This is a genomic window from Pseudomonas sp. SZ57 (genome assembly GCF_009495975.1).
Taxonomy (GTDB): domain Bacteria; phylum Pseudomonadota; class Gammaproteobacteria; order Pseudomonadales; family Pseudomonadaceae; genus Aquipseudomonas; species Aquipseudomonas syringae.
Window position 1 is genome coordinate 22,767 of the sequence record NZ_WIBD01000005.1, and the last position, 22,762, is coordinate 45,528.

Annotated in this window: 17 protein-coding genes; 4 read left to right on the plus strand and 13 right to left on the minus strand. The window is 59.7% G+C overall.

Translation table 11 applies throughout. The features are described from left to right. Positions 1–18: 18 nt before the first annotated feature. From GE543_RS08305 to GE543_RS08340, 8 genes are all read right to left on the minus strand, one after another. Positions 19–4,680 carry a deaminase domain-containing protein gene (locus GE543_RS08305; protein WP_153221192.1) on the minus strand — a complete coding sequence of 1,554 codons (4,662 nt, stop codon included), beginning with the start codon at positions 4,678–4,680 and terminating at the stop codon, positions 19–21. A gap of 176 nt (positions 4,681–4,856) precedes the next feature. Beyond that, positions 4,857–5,747, minus strand: coding sequence for a response regulator (locus tag GE543_RS08310; protein WP_046237624.1), 891 nt, complete (start codon positions 5,745–5,747; stop codon positions 4,857–4,859). 204 nt (positions 5,748–5,951) lie between these two features. Next, the gene (gene phoU, locus GE543_RS08315) at positions 5,952–6,713 is read right to left on the minus strand and encodes a phosphate signaling complex protein PhoU (RefSeq protein WP_003340338.1); all 762 of its coding nucleotides are present in this window, start codon (positions 6,711–6,713) and stop codon (positions 5,952–5,954) included. 70 nt (positions 6,714–6,783) lie between these two features. Continuing rightward, complete coding sequence (gene pstB, locus GE543_RS08320) at positions 6,784–7,617, minus strand: phosphate ABC transporter ATP-binding protein PstB (RefSeq protein WP_003401255.1); 834 nt, start codon at positions 7,615–7,617, stop codon at positions 6,784–6,786. Positions 7,618–7,683: 66 nt separating this feature from the next. After that, a complete protein-coding gene (gene pstA, locus GE543_RS08325) occupies positions 7,684–9,300 on the minus strand; it encodes a phosphate ABC transporter permease PstA (RefSeq protein WP_178118576.1) in 1,617 nt (538 codons plus the stop codon). Positions 9,301–9,369: 69 nt separating this feature from the next. Beyond that, positions 9,370–11,655: an ABC transporter permease subunit gene (locus GE543_RS08330; protein WP_178118566.1), complete on the minus strand. Its 2,286-nt coding sequence runs from the start codon at positions 11,653–11,655 to the stop codon at positions 9,370–9,372. Between the two features lie 143 nt (positions 11,656–11,798). Next, positions 11,799–12,797 carry a phosphate ABC transporter substrate-binding protein PstS gene (locus GE543_RS08335; RefSeq protein WP_153221194.1) on the minus strand — a complete coding sequence of 333 codons (999 nt, stop codon included), beginning with the start codon at positions 12,795–12,797 and terminating at the stop codon, positions 11,799–11,801. Positions 12,798–12,963: 166 nt separating this feature from the next. Then, complete coding sequence (locus GE543_RS08340; protein ID WP_024663069.1) at positions 12,964–14,253, minus strand: MFS transporter; 1,290 nt, start codon at positions 14,251–14,253, stop codon at positions 12,964–12,966. A gap of 430 nt (positions 14,254–14,683) precedes the next feature. On the opposite strand from GE543_RS08340, the gene GE543_RS08345 reads away from it, so the two are divergent. Further along, complete coding sequence (locus GE543_RS08345; protein ID WP_003316086.1) at positions 14,684–15,085, plus strand: acyl-CoA thioesterase; 402 nt, start codon at positions 14,684–14,686, stop codon at positions 15,083–15,085. 90 nt (positions 15,086–15,175) lie between these two features. Next, positions 15,176–16,087, plus strand: a complete 912-nt coding sequence (locus tag GE543_RS08350) for a D-hexose-6-phosphate mutarotase (protein ID WP_153221195.1) — start codon at positions 15,176–15,178, stop codon at positions 16,085–16,087. 20 nt (positions 16,088–16,107) lie between these two features. On the opposite strand, the gene GE543_RS08355 is transcribed toward GE543_RS08350, so the two are convergent. The 4 genes from GE543_RS08355 to purE form a co-directional block, all read right to left on the minus strand. After that, entirely contained in the window at positions 16,108–16,650 is a 543-nt protein-coding gene (locus GE543_RS08355) for a DUF3299 domain-containing protein (protein WP_153221196.1), read from the minus strand. A gap of 83 nt (positions 16,651–16,733) precedes the next feature. Then, the gene (locus tag GE543_RS08360) at positions 16,734–16,979 is read right to left on the minus strand and encodes a GlsB/YeaQ/YmgE family stress response membrane protein (RefSeq protein ID WP_002555896.1); all 246 of its coding nucleotides are present in this window, start codon (positions 16,977–16,979) and stop codon (positions 16,734–16,736) included. Between the two features lie 336 nt (positions 16,980–17,315). Beyond that, complete coding sequence (locus tag GE543_RS08365) at positions 17,316–18,398, minus strand: 5-(carboxyamino)imidazole ribonucleotide synthase (protein WP_153221197.1); 1,083 nt, start codon at positions 18,396–18,398, stop codon at positions 17,316–17,318. Between the two features lie 9 nt (positions 18,399–18,407). Further along, complete coding sequence (gene purE, locus GE543_RS08370; RefSeq protein WP_003340324.1) at positions 18,408–18,899, minus strand: 5-(carboxyamino)imidazole ribonucleotide mutase; 492 nt, start codon at positions 18,897–18,899, stop codon at positions 18,408–18,410. Positions 18,900–19,281: 382 nt separating this feature from the next. Between purE and GE543_RS08375 the strand changes: the two genes are divergently transcribed. After that, positions 19,282–19,899 carry a reprolysin-like metallopeptidase gene (locus GE543_RS08375; protein WP_103696187.1) on the plus strand — a complete coding sequence of 206 codons (618 nt, stop codon included), beginning with the start codon at positions 19,282–19,284 and terminating at the stop codon, positions 19,897–19,899. Between the two features lie 43 nt (positions 19,900–19,942). Here the strand turns inward: GE543_RS08375 and GE543_RS08380 are convergent, their stop codons facing one another. After that, positions 19,943–20,848 (minus strand): LysR substrate-binding domain-containing protein, encoded by a 906-nt coding sequence (locus GE543_RS08380; RefSeq protein WP_046237616.1) that lies wholly within the window; start codon positions 20,846–20,848, stop codon positions 19,943–19,945. A 314-nt stretch (positions 20,849–21,162) separates the two neighbouring features. On the opposite strand from GE543_RS08380, the gene aspA reads away from it, so the two are divergent. Then, entirely contained in the window at positions 21,163–22,587 is a 1,425-nt protein-coding gene (aspA, locus tag GE543_RS08385; protein ID WP_046237615.1) for an aspartate ammonia-lyase, read from the plus strand. The last annotated feature ends 175 nt before the right edge of the window (positions 22,588–22,762 follow it).

Genomic DNA, 22,762 nt, shown 5'->3' on the forward strand with positions numbered 1-22,762 from the left:
CGCGCGAGGCTGACTCGGTCAGGAGGCCTGATAAGGCTTGAGGTACGTCACGGAAAAGTGCGCCTCGGGAAAGTCGAGTTTCAAGCGGGGCAAAACGAATCCGCCACAAGAGCGGCAGGTTTCCATCACGGTGAACACCTTGATATGCGTCAGTCTGGTAGACGCCATATCTTCCTTGAAGATCGTCGCAATCAGCCTTTCAGAATCGAGGTGACGCCCGAATTTCCTGACCACCAGATGATCGACGTCCCTGATGACCGGCAAACTGGTAAAACCCGGATCAGGCTGACGCCCGGCCATGCGGGCCCTTGCATCACGGTAGATCACCCCGTCGATGACCCGCTCGGTTTGCTCGGCGACATCCGGCTGCAGCTTCAGGTCCCGGGCTTTTTTGCCTCCGGAAAGCGCGTAGTAGACGATCCGCTCGCCCGACTCGGTGTAAGCCTGCAGGAAAGACAGATTGGCGCCCCTGACCTGCTTCATTATTCGTTTGGGTGCATTGGGCATCACGATAGTTTCCAGGTTCAACCTCTCCCATTTGATCGGAGAACCCTGTGTCGGCAGCAGGTGATTGAGCACTTCGACAATATGCTGCTGTTCCGGCAGGCTTCGCTGGGTGATTTTTTTGAAATCTGGAATGCTGTTCCTGGCCAGCTCAACGAATTTCTTCTGAATATCCTCGCCAGACATGATATTCGCGGCAAATCGCAGGAGATCATTCGGCTTCTGATTAGCCATGCACCACTGCACATAGTCGTCGTAGTTCTTGACGGGTTCTGCCCAGGACACAAGCCATTCGTCGCGCGTGGAATCGTCCAGCAGGTCAAACAGCAGACGTGCAATATTTTCCTGGTCCTGCTCGGCATCGGGAAGCTCACGAACCAGTCGATACTGTTCGGAAACTCTGATGTACTCGTTGATCTGCGCCACATCGGTCACACGGGAAAACTTCAACTCGAGCCCACTCCCGGTGATGGCAGCCTTGTAGAAAACGCCCGTATCCGGCTCGATATAAATCCAGGGCACGCTCTCCGTATCCAGCCGGATACCACGCAGGGTTCGGGCATCTGCGATGCCCGATGCGATAGGCCCGAGCTCGATGACAGGTATATGCACATATATCCAGAAGGCGTCTTGCAACGGGAAGTTTTCCGGCAGCCCCAAAAGCCCTTTCTCCGTCAGCGCACCAGAAAACTCTGACAAGTAAACTGGCGTCTCGGGCAACGCAAAGAGCGCTCGCTCGGCGTCGGAAAGCGCTACGACCCCTTTTCCCGCAGGTGCTTGCGTCGAGGTGGAGGCGGAGGGTTCAGCGGTATCAGCCCATTTGCAGAACTTGCCTTCGTTGACGAAGACATCGATGTCCGGAATCGTGGAGTCGGCACCCAGCGACAGTCGGGCCAGGCCGAATTCGCGGGCGTCCATCGCATTACTCGGATATTTGCCAGTGCGTGTGGGGGACGTAGAGCCTTCGCTTATCGGCTCTGGCGCAGGCGTTATCAGCTTCACACCGTGGCTGCAGGGAGCCTGTATCAGGTTACGTCGAACCCGACAGACCGCTTCGGTTTCCTGCAACGAAGCGGAACGTCGAGAAAGCCTCTCGACCGCCAACGTGCGCAGCGCCGCATCGGGCGCGTGGGTGTCGAGGTGGTAGATCCGCTGATCCACGAGGATATCGAATACCCCCTCCTCCCTCTCGATGGCCTGCACCTTACAGCCTTCGACGATTCGTATCTCACAGGCCCCCTCACCGACCGGGATAACCGGCGCGATGGCCGGGTAATGCTCGGGGCCTATATGCTCCTGCGCTGAAAAAACTGAAAACTCCGTGAGATTGTTCTGCGACAGGGGCGTCAGTCTTTTCCCGAATACTGCGTCGGATCGCGGATCGCAAAGCCTGAAGTCCGGCTGTTGCGCAGTACCGACATCGCGTACAGCCACATCGCGTCTGCCATCGACCATCACGACCCTGTCCACAGACTCCACGTTCACCGGCCGTGGCGTGGCCACGCTGTCGGCGAGTCGATACATGCCTTTGTCCAGACCGAAGACGGTATCGAGCAGTGACTGAGATGAAAACACGGTGCGCAGCGACGGCACCTCCTCCAGCAGTGCAGACCAGCCACGCACGCCCAGTTTCAATCCACACCGCCCCAGGTCTCGCACGGCGAACACGGCACTCTGCTCTGCCAGGCCGCCGATCAATGTGCTGACCGCCTTGCCGGTGAGTCTGGCGACTGACTCGACACTCATTTCGCTAGCCCGCAGGATGATTCGAGCCGTCGAGCCGGCGAACTGTCCAAGCGGAATCAGCGCGAAAGCCAGATCCGTCACGCAGTCGAGGATCACGCTGCCAGACCGATCACCGCTGGCCAGGTCCTTGATGCAGCCATAAAAAGGAATGATCAGCCGCGCAGCCATGTCAGCGAACTCGCGCTCCCTGGCCCAGATTTTTTCCCATTCCGTCTCATGTAGATGCAGCGCCTTGCTTTGCTCGAGAAACCGGTCAAGCAAATGTGCTGCGGCCTTGTTCGCCAGATGTTCCAAAGCGCTTTGCTGATCGGCATCGGCCTGGAAGATCAAGTCGCCGGAGGGCACCAGCGTTCCTGGCTGCGGTCGGTGATAAGCGATCGCGGAGCGTGAAACGGTGCCGTTGAGGTAAGCGTCGCTGTCCATTGGCCATAAGGGCGTAACGCTGGCTTTTTCGATACGCCGCTGGTGAGCCTGTTTGCGGCTGAGCGCTTCGGTAATCGGAATAGTGCCCGACCACGTGACACCCTCGACCTCATAGGTGAAGGCTTGATGCACCTCACCGGCTACACCGGCTGCCGGTATCAGCTCGAAAAAACGCTCGTTCACCGAGTGACCGTGAAAGTCGCTGCGGTGGTCGCCTTGCTGGCATCGAATGAAGAGCCCCTGCGTGCCCTCTTGTGCGCCGAATCGCACCCGACTGACCTCGCAGGTCGAGTTCGACAGGGTATTTCGATGCTGCGCCTGCATTTCGGACAACAGTCGCCTGATGATGCTGGCTTGTGCACTGACCAGCGATTGCTGAAACCGATCAAAAGCACTGGCGTAGGCGTCGGGAATCGTCGGCTGCCCCTCGATATACACCTCGCCCATCATCAGCAGCTCGACCACCGTCGCTTGCGGCTTGCCAGCGGCTATCAAACGATCCAGGGAGTAGGATGCTGCCACCGTAAACCCGTGCGCCTGCAATATTGGCCAGTGATCGATCTTGATGCTCTGATCCCACAGCCGCTGATCGACGCCTGCTTTCTCCAGCATCTGGTGCGCCAGCTTCTTTCGGTCCGCAGGCTTTATTCCCAGCAGGCTGTTCAACTCCTCCGCATGCAACGACTGCTGAGTATTTAGAAAAGCCAGCGCCTGACTGATCTGCCCGGCGGTTGCCTGATGTACATCGTCAGTGCCAGCCCCTTGAATAACGCCCTGCGCAGTGGCGTAGCGCAAGGCCGGGACCACCAGCGTGCGCGCCCACAAGGCATGAATCCCGGCATCGCTCGACTGAGCCAGACCCGCACTGACCCTGACCAGCTCATCATAAGGTGCGATTTGCGACTGACCTGGCGTCAGCGCCTCGACCAGCGCAACGCTGTGAATCAGCGCCACACTTTGCAACGAGCGCCCGTATTGAAGATGATCGGGGACACTCGCCACCAGAAGCTCAGGCATCACCTCGCGTAAAAACAGGTAACACAGCATGTCGAGGGTGCTGGAACGCGCCTGCGGATAGTGCGCACGAATCAACTGACGAACCCTGTCGTAAAGCTGGACATGGCTGTATTCACACACCCAGCCGCGGCGCAGGGCAACGTCCAGCGGCTCGCCATCGAGCTGCACAGTCGCCGCAACCCGATCAGCGATCACTCGCCCGGCGAGCGCCTGCGTGATGCGCGGCGACGCCTGTTCTCCAGGCCGCCCTCCGTACCAGTCCATGTAACCCAGCAGCGGTGCGAAGAGCGATTTGAACTGGGCGGTCTGGCTCAAGGCAGACCAGGTGTCGTGGGGGCTGAACCGCAGATAGCTTTCCGTGGCATCAAGCTCGCACAGCAGCTCGATACCTGATTGTTGAAACAGGTAATCGAGATGCCGCACCGTGCTCCAGACCTCAAGCGCCGGGACATCCACATCAAGGCTATGAGCGCTGGGCAGCGACTTGTCCGGCTCGCTGCTTGAATGCAACGCCGGCATCAGCAAAAGCGCAGCAAGCGCTATCAGCGACTCGAATGATAATCCTGAATGCTCGGACCTGAGGCTGATCGCCAGAGAAAGCGTGCGCATGCCCGGTACCAGGGTGGCGTCGCGGATAGCGGCGTCCAGCCAGCGTGCGTTAACGGGATTGACCACATGGGCCGCGAGCCGGCGCAGATACTCGCCACGGGTAGCCAACGACATTGCCGTCGAAGGATCGACCTGCAGGTCACTGTCGGGCCATTCATTGGCGGGTATCGCCGCGAGTCTGAGCGCTACCGAGGCCTGTATGTCGGGCTTGGCCAGTCGCTCATCGAGCGAACTGAGCAGTGCGTTATCGCGGTATTCGGCATCCGGTGTCAGCCCGACAAGGGCTTCGCAGAACAGACGCAAGGCAGAGCGCCTGGTCACGACAGATGCGGGGTGGGCAGTTGCAGTGCCTGGGGTTGATTGCAGCGGGTTGAGCGTCATTGGGGGTTTTTCCAGTAGGTATTTGCATTTTCATGCGACTGGAAAAACTAAATAGAACCCTGCGCCACTGCGAAAGAAGCACATCTGTATCGAACAGGCAGGAAACAACGTCGCTGACTGTAAGCTGCACGCCAACGCAGCGTCGGCATGCCATTCAGATCAGCGGCAGGTGGAGGTCAGGCACCCGGGATGAAGTGCTTCTGCGCCGTACCACGAGCGATCAGACGCGACAGGTAATCGAGCTTCTGCGCGTCGTGATCGACAAAGCGGAAGGTCACTTGCAGCCATTCGCTGTCGGGCTTCTGCTCGAACGCGGCGACGGAGTGCAGGTAGCCGTTCAGGCGCGCAACCTCGTTGTCCTCGCCCTGCTCAAGGTCCAGCACCGCGCTGTCGAGTACCTGGGGCAGGTTTTCGCTGACGCGAATCACCAGTGTGGCGTCTTTCAGGGTGAGGGCCTTGATCACACACGACTGAGTGCCGTTGGGCAGGCGCAACTGGCCCTGGCCGCGACCGGTCGGCTCTGCCGATCTGACGGGTGCAGGAGCAGGCCTGGGGGCTGCGGCAGCGGCTGCAACAGGCCCGGCACGAACCACTTCGGCCTTGCCACCGGTCAATGCACTCAGGGAGTCATTGAGCGGCGAGTTCATGCGCGCCGGAGCTGTGGACATGACGGCGTCGAGCTTGCCGACTTTTGCCAGCGCTTTCTTGACCTTGGTCAGCAGCTGTTCATTGGTGAACGGCTTGCCGACAAAATCGGTCACACCGGCCTGAATGGCCTGCACGACGTTTTCCTTGTCGCCACGGCTGGTCACCATGATGAACGGAACGGTTCTCAGGTAATTGTCCTGCTCACGGCACCATGTCAACAGCTCCAGGCCGGACATTTCTGGCATTTCCCAGTCGCACAGAATCAGGTCGAACGCCTCTTTGCCCAGCAACGTCTGAGCCTTGCGACCATTGACCGCGTCCTCGGTATGAATCCCGGGGAAATAATTGCGCAGCCCTTTCTTGACCAAGTCGCGAATGAAAGTCGCGTCATCCACCACCAATACACTGACCTTACTCATCGACGCTCCTGCGGGCGTGTTCACCTGGAGGCGAACTGCGGTATGCCAACACGCCCTTTGTTTCGGCAAGCATAGCGTTGACTGGTAGCCAACTGCCATATTGATTGACTGCGCCGCGACATTTAATCCGCAGGCGACGGGAAATACTGATCTGCGCAACGAAAAACGCCCAGCGCGTGCTGGGCGTTTTTCTCGCAGGCAATCTTACTTATCGTCAGCGTTGCCCGGAACATTAGCGGTTTCGCTCGATATACCCTGCACTTCTTCCTTCATGCGCTTGAGGCCCATGTGCCGCACGTCGGTCCCGCGCACCAGATAGATCACCAGCTCGGAAATGTTGCGTGCATGGTCGCCGATTCGCTCCAGAGAGCGCAGCACCCAGATGACGTCCAGTACCCGGGAGATCGAGCGTGGATCTTCCATCATGTAGGTCGCCAGCTCGCGCAGGGCCGTCTTGTACTCGCGGTCGATGGTCTTGTCGTACTGCGCAACCGACAGGGCTAGTTCGGCGTCGAAACGGGCGAACGAGTCCAGCGCATCGCGCACCATGTTGCGCACCTGATCGCCGATATGACGCACTTCGACGTAGCCGCGCGGTGCCTCGCCCTCTTCGCAGAGCTTGATGGCACGGCGCGCGATCTTGGTCGCTTCATCACCAATGCGCTCCAGGTCGATCACCGACTTGGAAATGCTGATGATCAGGCGCAGGTCGGACGCTGCAGGCTGGCGACGCGCCAGAATGCGCAGGCATTCTTCGTCGATGCTGCGCTCCATCTGATTGATCCGGTCGTCGACCTCGCGAACACGCTGGGCAAGACCGGAGTCGGCCTCGATCAGCGCCGTGACCGAATCGTTCACCTGCTTCTCGACCAGGCCACCCATTTCGAGCAAATGGCTGCGAACGTCTTCGAGTTCAGCGTTGAACTGTTGGGAAATGTGATGCGTATGGCTGTCTTTGTGGATCATGCTGGGTGTCCTTGGAACGTCCGGTTAATTGCGAAAACGCAGCGGTGGTTCAGGGCTGACGAAGCACGTACTACCCGTAACGACCGGTGATGTAGTCTTCTGTCTGTTTTTTTGCCGGATTGGTGAACAAGGTATCCGTATCACCGAACTCGACAAGTTTGCCCATGTACATAAACGCGGTGTAATCCGACACCCGAGCCGCCTGCTGCATGTTGTGGGTAACGATCACAATGGTGTATTTCGATTTCAGTTCGTAGATCAGTTCTTCGACTTTAAGGGTCGAAATCGGATCGAGTGCCGAACAGGGTTCGTCGAGCAGCAGGACTTCCGGCTCCACGGCGATCGTTCGGGCAATGACCAGACGCTGCTGCTGCCCCCCGGATAAACCCAATGCCGACTCATGCAGTCGATCCTTGACTTCATCCCAGAGCGCAGCGGCTTTCAGCGCCCACTCGACAGCTTCATCGAGCACGCGCTTCTTGTTGATCCCCTGAATGCGCAGCCCGTAGACCACGTTTTCATAAATTGTCTTGGGGAACGGATTGGGCTTCTGAAACACCATGCCGACGCGGCGACGCAACTCGGCGACTTCCTCGCCCTTGGTGTAGATGTTGTGCCCGTACAGGTTGATCGCGCCCTCGACCCGGCAACCATCGACCAGGTCGTTCATGCGGTTGAAGCAGCGCAACAACGTCGATTTGCCACACCCGGACGGACCGATGAACGAGGTCACCTTCTGCTTCGGGATATTCAGGGCAATGTCGAACAGCGCCTGTTTGTCGCCATAGAACAGATTCAGGCCCGGCACTTCGATGGCCACGCTTTCGTCGGCCAGATCCAGGCGTTGCTTGTGACGCCTCAGGGCCGACATGTTCATGCCACTCGTCGGGCTTTCATGCTGCATGGATTGCTCCTGTGCGAACGGTTCGCGCCAGCGAACGGCCGCGTTTGCCAAAGGGCGAATTCGGGATCAATTGTCGAGCGCCTTGTACTTTTCCCGCAAATGGTTACGGATGCTCACCGCCGACAGATTGAGCAAGGCGATGACCAGTACCAGCAGCAGCGCGGTGGCATACACCAGCGGGCGTGCGGCCTCGACGTTGGGGCTCTGGAAGCCGACGTCGTAAATGTGGAAACCCAGATGCATGATCTTCTGATCGAGGTGCAGATAAGGATAGTTGCCGTCCAGCGGCAGCGACGGCGCCAGCTTGACGACGCCCACCAGCATCAAAGGCGCAACTTCCCCGGCCGCACGCGCCACCGCGAGGATCAGCCCGGTCATCATCGCCGGGCTGGCCATCGGCAGTACGATTTTCCACAGCGTCTCGGCCTTGGTTGCACCCAGTGCCAGCGAACCTTCACGCAGGGTCAGCGGAATGCGCGCCAGGCCTTCTTCCGTCGCCACAATCACCACCGGCACGGCGAGCAGTGCCAGCGTCAGCGAAGCCCATAACAGGCCCGGCGTACCGAACGTCGGAGCCGGCAGCGCTTCAGGAAAGAACAGCCGGTCCACCGAGCCGCCCAGCACATAGACGAAGAACCCCAGACCGAACACGCCGTAGACAATCGCAGGCACACCGGCGAGGTTGTTCACCGCGATGCGAATCAGCCGGGTAACCGGACCCTGGCGCGCGTACTCACGCAGGTAGACCGCCGCCAGCACACCGAACGGCGTGACGATCACGGCCATGATCAGGGTCATCATCACCGTGCCGAAGATCGCCGGGAAAATACCGCCTTCGGTATTGGCTTCGCGTGGGTCGGCGCTGAGAAACTCCCACAGCTTCTCGAAGTAGAAGCCAAGCTTGGTCACCGTGCCCATCGAATTGGGCTGATAGGCACGCACCACTTTGCCCAGGCTGAGTTCGATCTCTTTGCCGTTGCCATCACGCGCGGTCAGGCTGTCGCGGTCAAAGGCCTGATGCAGTCCGTCAAGACGCGCCTCGATGACCTTGTAACGCGCATCCAGCTCGGCCCGCTCGGCAGCCATGTCCGCTTGCGCGGCGGCATCCAGTCGGCCATCGAGTTCCAGCTTGCGGGCCTGCAGACGCAGGCGCTCGATTCCGTGATTAATGGCACCAATGTCTTTCTTTTCCAGGGTGTAGAGTTCGTCAGCCAGCTTTTCGACGCGCTCGATGCGCTCTTGCAGGGCCGGCCAGGCCGCGTCGCCTTCGGCCACGACCCGCCCGCCTTCCTTGACGTTGACCAGGTAGCCGTAGAAATTGCCCCACTCGCGACGCTCCAGCGTCATCAGGTCTGCAGGCCGGCTCTGCCCGGTCAGCCATTCGCCTACCACCCAGTTGAAGTCACTGGGGTTGATATCGCGATTGCCGACCTTGAACAGCTCGCGGGTCATGAACTCCGGCCCTTGATCAGGCACCGGCAGGCCCGCGCTTTTCAGGCGCGCACGAGGCACTTGCTCCTGCTCGACCCGCTCACCGACCAGAACGCTCGACTCCTGATTGGGGACTGCATACTGCGCGCTCACCAGATCGGCGGGCCAGAAATGCCCAAGGCCACGCACGGCGATCACCGCCAACAGGCCGATGGTCATGATCACAGCGATGGATACGGCACCCGCACTCATCCAGACGCCGGGGGCGCCACTTTTGAACCAGTTCCTGAGGGAGTTCCGCTTCACCAACGCCTACCTTCCTTACAGCGACGAGTATTGCTTGCGCAGACGCTGACGAATCAACTCTGCGAGGGTGTTCATCACGAAGGTGAACATCAACAGCACCAACGCCGCCAGAAACAGCACCCGATAATGGCTGCCGCCCACTTCCGACTCCGGCATCTCCACCGCGACGTTGGCCGCCAGCGTGCGCATGCCTTCAAACAGGTTCATGTCCATGATCGGCGTATTGCCGGTCGCCATCAGCACAATCATGGTTTCCCCCACGGCCCGGCCCATGCCGATCATCAAAGCGGAAAAGATGCCCGGGCTGGCGGTCAGGATCACCACCCGCGTCAGGGTCTGCCACGGCGTCGCGCCCAGTGCCAGCGAACCCAGCGTCAGGCTGCGCGGCACGCTGAACACGGCGTCTTCGGCAATCGAATAAATGTTGGGGATCACCGCGAACCCCATGGCGATGCCGACCACCAGCGCATTGCGCTGATCGTAGGTGATGCCCAGGTGGTCGCGAATCCAGGTGCTCATGTCCCCGGCGAAGAACCAGCTCTCCAGGTGCGGGCTCATGCTCAGCGAGAACCAGCCCACCAACAGCACGACCGGAATCAGAATCGCGCCTTCCCAACCATCGGGAATACGCAAGCGAAGCGAATCAGGCAGGCGGGTCCAGAAAAAGCCCGCCAGCAAAATGCCGATCGGCGTGAGCAGCAACAGGCTGAAGATGCCGGGCAGATGCCCTTCCAGATACGGGGCCAGAAACAATCCGGCAAAAAAGCCGAGAATCACCGTCGGCATCGCTTCCATCAATTCGATTACCGGCTTGACCTTGCGGCGCATGCCCGGGGCCATGAAGTAGGCGGTATAGATGGCGGCAGCCACGGCCAGCGGCGCGGCCAGCAGCATGGCGTAGAACGCCGCTTTCAGCGTGCCGTAGGTCAACGGCGCCAGGCTCAGCTTAGGTTCGAAGTCGGAGTTGGACGCCGTGGACTGCCAGATGTACTTGGGCTCATCGTAATTCTCGTACCAGACCTTGCCCCACAGCGAACTCCAGGAGACTTCCGGGTGCGGGTTGTCCAGCGTCAGCGGCAGCAGCTTGCCAGCACTTTCAATCAGAATCCGGTTGGCGCGTGGCGATAACGCCAGAATACCGGGCCCCTCGGCGACCTTGTCGATCAGCAGGGTGCGGTGCGCGGTGCTGTGAAATACGCCCAGCTTGCCGGAAGCATCCAGAGCGATGAAGCCCTTGCGGCGCTGCTCGGCCTTGATCTGCATGATAGGTGCGCTGCCCAGGCTGAAATCGCGGATGCGCATCAGGCGCTGCTCGCCGTCAGTGTCCCGGGCCATGAACCACTGGGACATACTGCCCTTGGAGTTGCCGATGATCAGCGAAATGCCGCCGACCAGTTGAGCGCTCGCCGTGATCTCGGCGTTGCCGTCTTCCAGCAATTTATAGCGGCCATTGAGGCTGCGATCGCGCAGGCTGAACACATCCGCCTGCGCGCGCCCGTTGATGACATACAACCATTGCTGGCGCGGGTCGATGTAGATCGCCTTGACCGCCGCGGACATCTGCGGCAACTCGACACGCGTCTGCTCGCGGGTCATCTCGCCGGTCATCATGTTTTCTTTCTGTTCAAGCGAGATGACATGCAACTGAGTGCCGGTCGACCCTGCCAGCTTGAGGCTGTCGCCATCCGAGCTGACGGTGACATGCTCGACCGCACGCCCGGCCTCATCCAGTACCAAAGGTGTTTCGCCGTAGGGCCAGGCCACGCTTGGGGTGATGGTTTTCTGATCGTTCGGGTAGGTCGTCAGGTACGAGTGCCTGAACACCAGCACCTGGCCGTTGGACAAACCCAGGGCTATCAATGGCGCGCCGGGCTGATCCTTGCCGATGGACGCGACGGACACGCCCGCGGGGAGCGGCAAGGCAATGCGCTGCAGCTCTGCGCCGTCCTCGATGTTGAAGAAGACCACTTCGCCCTTGTCGGAAATGCGCATGCCGATCTGGTTCTGCTCTTCGATGGTGATCATCAGCGGCGCACCAGCGTCCTGCAGCCAGGCAGCATTCAGTGCTGGCTCGGCGGTCAGGCTGGCGCCTTTGAAAAGCGGCGCAACCACATAGGCAAGGTAGAAGAAGATCAGCGTGATGGCCGCCAGCACGGCAAGGCCGCCGATGGCGACGTACCAGTGAGTGAGCCGGTCCTTCAACGCACGGACACGACGCTTTCGCACCATCGCTGGCGTATTGAAATCAATACGCGCTGGAGGCGAGCTCAGGTCCATCGTCGATTTGAACAGCTCATTCATGCGCACACACCGTAGACGCGTTGTATGACAGAAACATTACAGCAAGGTGACGCAAGAAAGCCCGCCGCCTGCGAAACCGGCGGCGGACTGTTCAATTTGTGTGCAGGCCAGTCCATTGAGCCTCACTCGCAACGCGTACGTGACTACTTTACCGCCACGCCGCTTGCGCCCTGCAGGCCAAGATCGGCCAGCGTCTTCTCCACGACCCGGGCGGGCAGCGGGATGTAACCGTCCTTTATCACCACTTCCTGGCCCTGTCTCGACAGCACCAGCTTCACAAATTCGGCCTCCAGCGGCGCCAAGGGCTGGTTCGGCGCCTTGTTCACGTACACATAAAGGAAGCGCGACAGTGGATAACTGCCGTTCAGGGTATTGGCTTCGCTGTCTTCGACAAACTCGCCCCCTTCCTTCTTCGCCAGCGGGACCGTCCTGACGTTTGATGTCTTGTAACCGATGCCCGAGTAACCGATGCCGTTAAGCGAATTGCTGATCGCGCTGACCACCGAAGCGGAGCCGGGCTGCTCGTTGACGTTGGCCTTGAAGTCGCCTTTGCACAGGGCTTCTTCCTTGAAGTAACCGTAAGTGCCCGACACCGAGTTACGACCGAACAACTGGATCGGTTTGCCTGCCAGATCGCCGGTCACGCCGACATCACCCCAGGTTTTCGCATCTGCCCTGGCGCCGCACAGGCGGGTCGCGGAAAAGATCGCGTCCACTTGCTGCAGGGTCAGGCCCTTGATCGGGTTGTCCTTGTGCACGAAAACCGCCAGGGCATCCACCGCGACCGGGATGGCGGTCGGCTTGTAGCCATGCTTCTGCTCGAAAGCCGACAGCTCGCCGTCTTTCATCTTGCGGCTCATCGGGCCCAGATTTGCCGTGCCCTCGGTCAACGCGGGTGGCGCCGTGGAGGAGCCGGCCGCTTGAATCTGGATGTTCACGCTCGGGTATTCTTTCTTGTAGGCCTCGGCCCACAGGGTCATCAGATTTGCCAGGGTATCGGAGCCGACACTGGAGAGATTGCCCGACACACCGGAGGTCTTGGTATAGGCCTTGATGGCAGGGTCGACCGCAGCCAGCGTATTGGCTGCCGTCACTCCGGCGGCAACCAAGGTCAGTGCAGTCATCAAACGCTTGAGTGTCATCCTTGCGCTCCTGGCAGGGTATGTAGGTGTCCACGAGCCTTTTTCGGCCAGTCTTATGACTACTCTATGAATTGATTATGACAATAAGATGAAAAGGCTATCGACCTGCGCAGGTAGATAGCCTTTGGCTGTAGCGGTGCCCGAGCGATTCAACAGCGGACGATGATCAGCGCTTTCGGCTCAGCAGAAACACACCGATGGCCATGCCAAGGCCGCAGAGGATCGCGACGTACCACGCAGGCCCCATCGGACTGCTCTTGAGCATGAAGGTCACGACCATCGGCGTCAGACCACCGAAGATCGCGTACGCCAGGTTGTAGGAGAACGACAGCCCCGAGAAGCGCACCACAGGCGGGAATGCCTTGACCATGACGTAAGGAACCGCGCCGATCGTACCGACGAACAGGCCCGTCACCGCATACAGCGGGAACAGCACATCCGGATGGCTGCCGAGGATGTGATAGAACGTCCAGGAACTGATCAGCAAACCTGCGCTGCCCAGCAGGAACACCCAGCCTGCGCCGAAACGATCCGCCAGTGCGCCCGCAGCGATACAGCCCACGCTCAGGAAGACAATGGCCAGGCTGTTGGCTTTCAGCGCCGTAGCAGCCGGAAAGCCATAAATGGTTTGCAGAATGGTCGGCGTCATCAGGATCACGACGATGATGCCGGCAGACAGCAACCAGGTCATCAGCATCGACAGCGCGACGGCGCCACGATGATCGCGCAGTACCGCCTTGAGCGGCACCTCCTCGGCCAGTGCCTTGCGCAGTTGCAGCTCGGCAAACACCGGCGTTTCATGCAGCAGGCGGCGCAGATACACCGACATCAGGCCGAACACGCCACCCAGCAGGAAAGGGATACGCCATGCGTAATCCGATACCTCGACCGGGGTATAGATGCTATTGATCGCCGTAGCTACCAGCGAGCCCAGCAGGATGCCCGCTGTCAGGCCGGCGGTCAGGGTGCCGCAGGCATACCCGACACGACGTGCAGGCACATGCTCGGACACGAACACCCAGGCGCCCGGCACTTCACCGCCAATGGCGGCCCCTTGAATAACGCGCATCAACAGCAGCAGAATCGGCGCCCACATGCCGATCTGCGCGTAGGTCGGCAGCAGACCCATGATCAGCGTCGGCACCGCCATCATGAAAATGCTCAGCGTGAACATTTTCTTGCGCCCCAGCAGATCGCCGAAGTGCGCCATGATAATGCCGCCCAGAGGCCTCGCCAGATAACCGGCGGCGAAAATGCCGAACGTCTGCATCATGCGCAGCCAGTCGGGCATGTCCACCGGGAAAAACAGTTTGCCGACCACCGCCGCGAAAAACACGAAAATGATGAAGTCGTAGAACTCCAGCGCACCACCCAGGGCCGACAGCGAAAGGGTTTTGTAATCGCTGCGAGTCAGAGGCCGCGCAGGCTGCGTGGAACTTGGAGGAACAGATGACATGACAAGGCTTCTCTTTGCTTGTTCTTTGAAAAGGGGCGAGCGACAGCAACGCTGGCTGCTGCGGGGTGCCGTGCAGAAGCGATTGTCGGGAGCAAAGGCGCAGATAGGCACCAAAATTGCGTGTACAGGCAGTCTTGTCACCTGTAGAGGTCCAGCAAGATAGCAAATTGCTACAAAAAACACATGGCAGAACTGCCACTGACACAAAATGAAGACCCACGGTCGTTCTATGACGCAACGCCCGATATACTCGCAAGTCGTCAACAGCCTTGGGAAGTTGTGCGAAAACGTCTGAATCAGCGGGTTTCGCAGAGTTTCCCTTTGGGCCACACCGGCGCTGAACACATAATGTTCATGCTCATGGTTTTGAATGGCACCTGTTAACCGCGACATACAATAATGAGAGTCATGGGTCAGAGGCACCCTAGGCATGATCGAGCTCGAACAAGAAGATCCAACCCCGCAAGGCGACCTTGCACTGCAAATCACCGCCCTTCCCCGCGAAACCAATGGCTTTGGCGACATCTTTGGCGGCTGGCTGGTGTCCCAGATGGACCTGGCAGGCACAGCGATGGCCAGCAAGGTCGCGGGTGGCCGTGTGGCGACCGTCGCCATCGATCGCATGGCGTTTCTGGTCCCGGTCGCGGTCGGCGAACAGCTTTCCTTCTATACCCGCACCCTGGAAGTCGGACGCACCTCGATCAAAATGATGGTCGAAGTGTGGAGCGACGACCCGCTCACCAGCGAATGGCGCAAGGTCACGGAGGCTGCGTTCGTGTTCGTCGCCATAGATGCCAGCGGCCGGACGCGCTCGGTTCCCGCGCGACGGTAATTTGTCGCTCGGTCACGGATTGGCTGCCGGTTAAACTCGTCTTGCGTGAAGCGGTCTATTTTCGTCACGGTCATTGAGTGAGAACTTTGCATGCCAACATCCCCGGTTGAACCCACCGTTGAATCCATCCTTTACGATGAGCTGAACTGCTGGCGTATTTGCCACGGCGAAGCTGAGCTGCTGGTTGCGCAACAAGGCGCACACATCCTCAGCTATCAAGTAGCCGGGCAGCCGCCGCTGGTGTGGCTGAACGAAGAGGCCGTTTTCAAACGCGGCAAACCCATTCGTGCAGGCATGCCGATCTGCTGGCCGTGGTTCGGCAATCTGGAGCGCAACCCGCAAAGCGTGCAGGCGATGCGCGACAGCAGCGAGCCTGCCAAGGCGCATGGCGAAGTGCGAGCGCTGGACTGGCAGTTGCTGGGTATTGGCGCAGATGGCGATGCACTGCTGGTGGAGTTCGTGCTTCCCGAGGCCGAAGGCCACTTGCCGGGCTGGCCGCACAACGTCGCCCTGAAACTGAGCATTCGTCTGGACCATGCACTGAATGTCAGTCTGGTCAGCTACAACTGCGGCACTGAACCTGTGGTGATCAGCCAGGCGCTGCACACCTATTTCGCCGTCAGCGATGTACGTCAGGTCAGCGTCGAAGGGCTCGACGGCCTGCGCTATATCGAAACCCTGGCAAACTGGGAAGAACGCGAGCAAGCCGGCGACCTGACCTTCACAGGCGAAACCGACCGCATCTACAAGGACACGCCAGGCGTGCTCAGCATTGTCGACCCGGAGTGGCAGCGACGCATCCACATCCGCAGCACGGGCTCTAACTCAGCCATTCTGTGGAACCCGTGGATCGAAAAGACCGGCAAGTTCACCGACATGGCAGCAGACGGCTGGCAGCGCATGGTCTGCGTCGAAACCGCCAACGTGCTGGACGACGTGGTCACGCTGGCACCGGACCAGATGCATGTTCTGGGTGTGAGCATCTGGAGCGAGGCGCTCTGATCAGTTATTGATCAAACCTATCAAAGGTCCGACTCAACCACCACGCGGACCTTTGAGGCATCCATCGCGTACGCTGCATCGGCCAGGTCATTACTGACCTTCTCGATTTTCAGGGTGCCTTCTACCCACAGCGGTGTGTAGATGTCATCCAGTTTCAGCCCCTTGGGGTAACGCACCAGCACCAGCTGGTTGGGCGGCGGTGGCGGCACGTGGATGCAGGCGCCTGGGTAAGGCACGATGAAGAACAGCGTGCTGCGGCCCTTGGCGTCGGTTTCGAGAGGCACAGGGTAGCCGCCGAGACGAATCGTCTTGCCGTTCATTGCCGGGACGGTTTTGGTCGAATACATGACTGCAGGCAGACCCTTGCTCTGCTTCAGCCCACCCTTGCTGTCGAACGTGCCCATGGCTTCCGGAGAATTGTGGTCAATCTCGGGCATGGCTTCGAGGGCTTTTTGATCGGACTTGGGCATCAGCTCAAGCCAGTCGGTTTCCGGCAACTGGGCGTATGCGGGACCGCAGAGCGCGAATAACAGCAGAAGAGTCATCAACAGGAAGCGACGCATGATAAAGCTCGGCAAAGGGGTGGACAGTTGCCGAGCATTCTAGCCCTCTGCGCACTGTAAAACAGAGGGCTGACGCATAAGCGTTATTTCTTTTTGATCATGCCGTAGATAACCAGCAGGATGATTGCACCTACCAGCGCGCCGAGGAAACCTGCACCCTCGCCTGCCTGATAGATACCCAGCGCCTGACCACCGTAAGTGGCTGCGAGCGAACCGGCGATACCCAGCACGATGGTCATGATCCAGCCCATGCTGTCGTCGCCCGGCTTCAGAAAGCGAGCCAACAGACCAACGATCAGGCCGATAAAGATGGTTCCAATGATACCCATGCCATTTCCCTCTGTATTAAGTGAATATGCCCGGGCTAATAGCAGCCCCGACCTACTGCTATCTGAGAACAGCGGCAGGGAATGGTTCCGGCGAAGTGGCCAGTTTGCTTCGGGGTGGAGAATTCTTCATGAATGACGGGGCTGAACCTACCTGAACCGAGGCCAGGCGTCTCGAACAGTGCTTCAACGCGAAACATAGGCACGACAGTTAGAAACGCTCGTTCCGCACGCTCTGCGTGGGAATGCAGTTCTCGACGCTCCGCGTCGCAAAAGGACGCGGAGTGTCCTGAAACTGCGTGCCAACGCGGAACATCAGCACGCTAGCCGTGGGCCTGATCAGCCCTTGATCAGCGCCTCTACCAGCTTCACCTGACGATCCAGCGTTGCGCGGTCTACGCTGCGGACCGTGGCGTGTCCGACCTTGCGGCCAGCCTTGAACGCCTTGCCGTAATGATGCAGGTGGCAGTCTTCGACGGCGACGACCTTGTCCACTGCCGGCACTTCGCCAATGAAGTTGAGCATGGCGCTTTCGCCGACCTTGGCTGTGGAGCCCAGCGGCAGACCGGCAACCGCCCGCAGGTGGTTTTCGAACTGGCTGCACTCTGCGCCTTCGGTGGTCCAGTGACCGGAGTTGTGCACGCGCGGCGCAATCTCGTTGGCCTTCAGGCCACCGTCGACCTCAAAGAATTCGAATGCCAGCACGCCCACGTAATCCAGCTGCTTCAGGACGCGGCCGGCGTAGTCTTCGGCCAGTGCCTGCAAAGGATGATCAGTGCTGGCGACGGACAGGCGCAGGATGCCGCTGTCATGCGTGTTGTGCACCAGCGGGTAGAACCGGGTCTCGCCATCACGCGCACGCACGGCAATCAACGACACTTCACCGCTGAACGGCACGAAGCCCTCCAGCAGGCACGGCACGCTGCCCAGCTCGGCGAATGTGTCGACCACATCGGCCGCTGAACGCAGGACCTTCTGGCCCTTGCCGTCATAACCCAGGGTGCGGGTCTTGAGCACGGCAGGCAGACCGATGCTGGCTACTGCGGCATCCAGGTCGGCCTGCGACTGGATATCGGCGAATGCCGGCGTCGGGATACCGAGGTCCTTGAACATGCTTTTTTCGAACCAGCGATCACGCGCAATGCGCAACGCTTCGGCGCTAGGATAGACCGGTACGAACTGTGACAGAAACGCCACGGTCTCGGCCGGAACGCTTTCAAACTCGAAGGTCACCAGATCGACTTCATCCGCCAACTGACGCAGATGATCCAGATCGCCGTAATCGGCACGCAGATGCTCGCCAAGTGCCGCAGCACAGGCATCCGGCGCGGGATCGAGAAAGGCGAAGTTCATGCCCAGCGGCGTACCTGCCAATGCCAACATGCGGCCCAGCTGGCCGCCACCGATTACACCGATCTTCATGGAAAAACCTCAGGCGTGGCGTGGGTCTGGATTGTCCAGGACGCTGTCTGTCTGTTCAGTGCGAAATTTCTTCAGCGCTGCGTGGAATTGCGGGTGCTTTGCGCCGAGGATGCTTGCTGAAAGCAGCGCTGCGTTGATTGCACCCGCCTTGCCGATGGCCAGGGTCGCGACCGGAATACCGGCCGGCATCTGCACGATCGACAACAGCGAATCGACACCCGAGAGCATTGAAGACTGCACCGGAACGCCCAGCACAGGCAGGTGGGTCTTGGCAGCGCACATGCCCGGCAAGTGAGCGGCACCGCCGGCACCGGCGATGATCACTTCAATGCCACGGCCTTCCGCTTCGTCGGCGTACTGGAACAGCAGATCCGGTGTGCGGTGAGCTGACACCACCTTGACCTCAAAAGGGATGCCGAGCTTTTCCAGCATATCGGCGGTGTGGCTAAGGGTGGACCAATCGGACTTGGAGCCCATGATCACGCCAACCAGTGCGCTCATCGTCGTGCCTCTCATCGGGCGCCCGCAGGCGCGTCTGAAAACAACAAGCCACGCGGGGGAACCGGCGTGGCTTGTTGTACGAATAATGACCGGCTTAACCGGCCAAAGGCCGCGCAGTATACCGCAAAGTTGCCTTTTTAAAGCACCCGCAATCACCTTCTGTCAGCGCGACGCGCAGGACGCGGGTGTCAGCAGCGCGGGCGGGTTTGAAGAGCGCCGGATAGCGGGCTCCGTTCGTCGATGCCTCTTACATCAAACCAGCGCCTGCCCTACTGCCTTTATCGCAATCGTCGGCTATTACGGCTTATCAGTATTTGCTTAACTGGCGCTGCGACATTGAAGTCGCCCTATCCATCCATATCTCAAGGACGAGAACGTATCAATGAAAAACACACTTAAAATCTGGCTGTTACTGGCGGCCTTTTCTTATCTGCCGTTTGCCAGCGCAGGTGGCCCGAACCTGGGGTTATTCCTGATCATGCACGACCAACTCACAAGCTATGAGCGCGCCGAACTGGCGGAAAAGTACCTGAATCCCCTGCTTGCCCAACTGGAAGAAATCACTGGGCGCAGGACAACCGTCACCTTTATCAAGGACGAACCCGGCCTGACCGACTTCGCCTATCGCGGGGACGACCTGGACAAGCTGCTATACCGGTTGTCAAAAGAGAGCATCCAGTATGCAAACGCAAAAAACCTGCCGGCACCATCGGAGCGGCATAAATATGTGCTGGTGACGTCCAATAAAATCAACGGTTCGGTACACGGCGTTACAGCAACCAACTATCACGTCGCAATGGCGTCCCTTAAAGCTTACAACACGCTGCCACACGAAGTCGGCCACCTGTTTGGTGCTGAGCATGAGGCGGCAACCGGTTTTCCATGCCAGACAACGATGTGGGAAAAATCCCATTCAACGATTATCCCCTGCTATTACTTCAGCGACGCCAACAAGCAACTGATTCGCGACTACGTCGACAACATACCCGGCGTTGAGTGAATGATCGGCCGGGCATGAATCATCATGCCCGGCCATCTTATGCTCAGCCCGCTGCCGCAGGGCTTTCAAGCTTGCGCCACAACAGGCGCACGTTGGCCTTGCGTACCAGTGCGCAGCGGTACAGGCGGATCTCCAGTGGCACATGCCACTGCGGTCCGCCACACACCACCAGTTCACCGCGCGCCAGTTCGGCGCGCACACTCAGTTGTGGCACCCAGGCAATCCCCAACCCTTCAAGCGCCATGCTTTTCAGGCTGTCGGCCATGGCCGTCTCGTAGACTGTGGTGAAGCGCAGATTACGTTGGCGCAGCAACAGGTTCACCGAACGCCCCAGAAAGGCCCCGGCGCTATAGGCAAGCAGCGGCACACTGCCCTCGCCTTCCATATCGAATAACGGCCGCCCCTCGGCATCGGCGGCACAGACCGGCAACATCTCGGTATGCCCCAAATGCAGCGAGGGAAAGATTTCGGCGTCCATCTGCAGCGCGGCATCGGGATCGTAGAACGCCAGCATCAGATCACAGCCACCTTCACGCAACGCATGCACCGCGTCACCGACGTTGGTCGCCACCAGCCGGGTCGCAATGTTCAGCCCTTCGTTGCGCAACTGGGCGATCCAGCGCGGAAAGAAGCCCAGCGCCAGGGAGTGCGCCGCAGCCACCTGCATGACCTCGCCCTGCCCGCCTTCCAGATGATGCAGATGGCGCACGACTTCGCCCAACTGCTCGACCACCGTCCGGGCCGTGACCAGAAACAATTGTCCGGCAGCGGTCAGCTCGATGGGTGTCCGCGAGCGATTGACCAGCGTCAGCCCCAGTGCCGACTCCAGACTGCGAATACGCCGGCTGAATGCCGGCTGGGTCACGAAGCGACGCTCGGCGGCCTGAGAAAAGCTGCGAGTGGCCGCCAGGGCGCTGAAATCCTCCAGCCATTTGCTTTCCAGATTCATCAGGTCCTCCCGGACAATGGATGACGGCTTCGACAGGCCATTGCGCATGCCCAATGGCACCGATTTGCAGCGTCCCGATAGGACGCCCGTCGAAGCAGTGCGGATACATGCCCGGGCGGCGCAGCAGCAGCGATCGAAGAAAGGCACCGGTGCGACATTTTGCCCCCTTTACGCACTGAACGGAATCCAGGTCACGCCCTGATTATGCCGTTCTTGCATAGGCCAGCGTTTAACAGCATTGGTCAATCGAGGGCGGCAAGCCCACTATTCGTGGCGTTCCGGCATTGTCCGTGCCTTTTGAGACTTTTTTTATCATGTCCTCGTCTGCATCATCGCGCATCGAAAAAGACCTGCTTGGTGTTCTCGAAGTACCTGCCAACGCGTATTACGGCATCCAGACCCTGCGAGCGGTGAACAACTTTCACCTCTCCGGCGTGCCGCTTTCGCACTACCCGAAACTGGTAGTCGCGCTGGCCATGGTCAAGCAGGCGGCAGCGGATGCAAACCATCAGCTCGGACACCTCAATGACGCCAAGCATGCGGCGATCAGCGAGGCCTGCGCCCGCCTGATTCGCGGCGACTTCCACGATCAGTTCGTGGTCGACATGATCCAGGGCGGCGCTGGCACGTCTACCAACATGAATGCCAACGAAGTCATCGCCAACATCGCTCTGGAAACCATGGGTTTCGAGAAAGGCGAGTACAAACACCTGCACCCCAACAACGATGTCAACATGGCGCAATCGACCAACGACGCCTACCCCACCGCGATCCGCTTGGGTCTGCTGCTGGGTCACGACGCTCTGCTCGCCAGCCTTTCCAGCCTGATTCAGGCCTTCGCCGCCAAGGGCGAAGAATTCAACCATGTGCTGAAGATGGGCCGCACCCAGTTGCAGGACGCCGTTCCAATGACCCTGGGTCAGGAATTCCGCGCCTTCGCCACCACCCTGACAGAAGACCTCAACCGCCTGCGCAGCCTGGCGCCGGAGCTGTTGACCGAAGTGAACCTGGGCGGAACCGCCATCGGCACCGGCATCAACGCCGACCCCGGCTATCAGAAGCTGGCGGTCGATCGTCTGGCGCTCATCAGCGGCCAGCCTCTGGTGCCTGCAGCCGACCTGATCGAAGCGACCTCCGACATGGGCGCCTTCGTGCTGTTCTCGGGCATGCTCAAGCGTACTGCGGTCAAGCTGTCGAAAATCTGCAACGACCTGCGCCTGCTGTCCAGCGGCCCACGCACCGGCATCAACGAGATCAACCTGCCGGCACGCCAGCCAGGCAGCTCGATCATGCCCGGCAAGGTCAACCCGGTGATCCCGGAAGCGGTCAATCAGGTTGCTTTCGAAATCATCGGCAACGACCTTTCGCTGACCATGGCTGCCGAAGGCGGACAATTGCAGCTCAACGTGATGGAGCCGCTGATCGCCTACAAGATCTTCGACTCGATCCGCCTGCTGCAGCGCGCCATGGACATGCTGCGCGAGCACTGCATCGTCGGCATCACAGCCAACGAACAGCGCTGCCGCGAGCTGGTCGAGCATTCGATCGGTCTGGTCACCGCACTGAACCCTTACATCGGTTACGAGAACTCCACCCGTATCGCCCGCATCGCGCTGGAAACCGGCCGCGGCGTGTTGGAACTGGTGCGTGAGGAAGGTCTGCTCGACGACGCCATGCTCGACGACATCCTGCGCCCGGAAAACATGATCGCTCCGCGTCTGGCCCCCTTGAAGGCCTGACCGGAATGACCTGCGCAACCTGCTCACCAGATTGAGGGCCTAGACACCCCTCAATTTTTTGAGGGTCTGGGAGTGATTCTCCAGACCCTTTTTTTTGCCTGCAGCAAAGGGCTCCGACACTGGACCCAGAGCCTTCGGCACCCCACTTTTGCGGAGCAACCCGTGGAAGTATTCA